3 protein-coding genes and 1 pseudogene are annotated in these 2,371 nt (G+C 66.1%); all 4 read right to left on the reverse strand.

Annotation, left to right across the window (positions count from 1 at the left end):
* Positions 1-152: pseudogene (locus AC5RWX_RS32575) on the reverse strand (energy-coupling factor transporter transmembrane component T family protein); the annotation flags it as partial.
* Positions 149-880 (reverse strand): energy-coupling factor ABC transporter ATP-binding protein, encoded by a 732-nt coding sequence (locus AC5RWX_RS32580; protein WP_494100305.1) that lies wholly within the window; start codon positions 878-880, stop codon positions 149-151. The gene AC5RWX_RS32580 and the pseudogene AC5RWX_RS32575, both read right to left, overlap by 4 nt.
* An 11-nt stretch (positions 881-891) precedes the next feature.
* Complete coding sequence (locus tag AC5RWX_RS32585) at positions 892-1,536, reverse strand: biotin transporter BioY (protein WP_494100306.1); 645 nt, start codon at positions 1,534-1,536, stop codon at positions 892-894.
* Between the two features lie 163 nt (positions 1,537-1,699).
* Positions 1,700-2,371, reverse strand: a 672-nt coding sequence (locus AC5RWX_RS32590; RefSeq protein ID WP_494100307.1) for a hypothetical protein, incomplete at its 5' end; no start/stop codon positions are given.

Here is a 2,371-nt window from a genome sequence, read left to right on the forward strand (position 1 = left end):
CCCAGTACTGCCAGCGAAACCCGCCAGTCAACAATGATGAACGAGGCCAGCCCGCAGCCGAAGACCAGGAGGAACTTCAGCGCCAGCGGCGCCCGGTGCATGGGGGAGTTGCCCGGCACATAGTTGGCCAGGAGGAAGCCGTGGCCCCTCATCGGCTGGCCGGTCCCTGGGCTTGAAGGCCGTCCATGCACAAGGCCCGGTACGCTGCCACGGCCTCTGAGGGGCCGCCGTCGAACGCGACTTCTCCTTGTTCGATGACCAGCACCCGGTCCATTTCCAACGCGAAGTCAAGGTCGTGGGTGGACATGATAATTTGCTGGTCGAGCCCGGACAGGGTCCGGCGGAGGAGTTCACGGTTGCGGAGGTCAAGGAGGGTGGACGGCTCGTCCAGGACCAGCACCGCGGGGTCCACGGCGAGCACGGCGGCGAGCGCCATGAGTTGGCGTTCGCCGCCGGAGAGCTCATAGATGCTCTGGTCCGCCAGATGCAGGAGCCCCAGACGTCGAAGTGCTGCTTCAGCCTTGTTGCGCCGCTCGGCGCCGTTTTTGACCGAGCGACGCAGTGACAGCTCCACGTCTTCCCTGCCGGTGGGCATCACCAGCTGGGACAGGGGGTCGGTGAAGACAAAGCCGACGTTCCGGCGGACTTTGCGGGCGCCGCTGACTGTATCGTCACCGTCGACTGAAACCGTGCCCGCCGTTGGCTGGACCAGGCCGTTGACCAGGCGCAGCAGCGTGGACTTCCCGGAACCGTTGGCGCCGATAATTCCGACGCGTTGTTCCTCGAGCCGGAGGTTGACCTTGTTAAGGAGGACTTTGGGCTGCGGGGCGTGGTCCGTCTCGACGGCGACGGTCACCTGGTCAAAGATCACTGCGGGCATTGGTCAGTTCCTCAGGCCTTCGCAGGTTGGCTGGCGCTCCGCCGGACGCGGCGCACCAGGATGTCCGGGAAGGCGCGGTGGAGTGCCACGGCGATGACCGCCGCGAGGATGTTCTTGATGATATCTCCCGGGTAGAAGACGACGTCGCTCAGGAAGGCCTGTTCGAGGGTTGCCTTGGTATTCAGCACGATGCCCGCGACGCCCAGGGTGTGAACAAATACCACGCTGGTGACAGTGGCGGAAAGGAACAGCCACAACGCCCGGGCTTTGATGGTCCGGCGGATGACCACTGTGGCCAGCCATCCCACGATGCCCGCGGCGATGGGGAACGCAATGATGTAACCCGCGGAGGGGCCGGCGAGGATGCCCAGGCCGCTGCGGCCCTGGCTGAAGATGGGCAGGCCTGCGAGGCCCAGCAGGACGTAGAGTCCGACGGCGGCGAAGCCCCTTCCCGGACCCAGCACCAGGCCGGTGAGCATCACCGCAAGGGTCTGGAAGGTGATGGGCACACCGAAGCCGTTGACCGCCAGGCCGGGCACCAGAGCTGCGCCCGCGACGAGGGCGGCGAAGACGGCGATCAGCCCAAGGTCGGTGGCGTTCCAGCTGCGGCGCCCGGTATTCAAGGTGGTTTTGACGGCAGTGTCGGTGTTGCTCATGGCAGTCCTGTCAGGGTTGTACAAGCGGAATTTGATGTACTGCCGACGTTACTGCGGTGCGACTGCCCCTATTTTGTAGGGGGTCTACTAAAGCCGGTGCCAGCCGCTGAGGGCAGGGCACAACCGTGCTTTGATTTGGGCTGCCCTATTGGTCTGGCTTGGGTCAGGTTTCGGCCCGCGGGAGCACCAGCACGTAGCCGGTGGGCAAGTCGCTGCTCCAGCGCCGGGGTTCGCGGATAACGAATTGCGTCGCCAGCTGCTCGGGGGTGAGCAGGCTGTTGGGCGCCGGCGACGGACCCCACTGCCCGCTGCCGTGCGGGTAGAGCGGATCCTGGACGCGGATGCCGGTGACTGAGAACTCCGGAAACTGCTTCGGATCGCCGAGTGACTCGAAGCCGCTCATTACCCACGCGTGGCGACCGCTCCACATGACCAGTCCTACCGGCCGGCCGGTGTCAGCGACGGCGCGGGCCGCCGTCTGCAGCCCGTCCTCATAATCGGGAACGCTGACGACCGAGTACGGCCCCATCCCGACTTCGGTCAGCACCTGCGCCCAGCCCAAGGGGTTGGCACCGTTGAACGAGTTGGATGACCGGGCGCGGGCCATCTCCCATAGTTCGCCCTGGTGAGCGCGGTCGCCCCACGTGCCGCCGCCGGTATCGTCCATCAGGTTGTGCGCGATCTGGATGCTCGCGGCAACACACCAGTCGAAGGTGTACTGCGGCACGAAGTCCCCCTCTTGGTAGAGGTTGAGGGCGAACGGTTGGGGCGCCGGAGGCGGCGTGGGAACCGCCGTCGGGGTGGGCGTGGGGGCGGGGGCCCCCTGAGGCTGGAG

It is taken from the genome of Arthrobacter sp. SPT-J7 (assembly GCF_059089965.1).

Bases quoted from the DNA above. Each gene is read 5' to 3' on its own strand.
- AC5RWX_RS32580 (WP_494100305.1), bottom strand. From the start codon at position 880: ATGCCCGCAGTGATCTTTGACCAGGTGACCGTCGCCGTCGAGACGGAC.
- AC5RWX_RS32585 (WP_494100306.1), bottom strand. From the start codon at position 1,536: ATGAGCAACACCGACACTGCCGTCAAAACCACCTTGAATACCGGGCGC.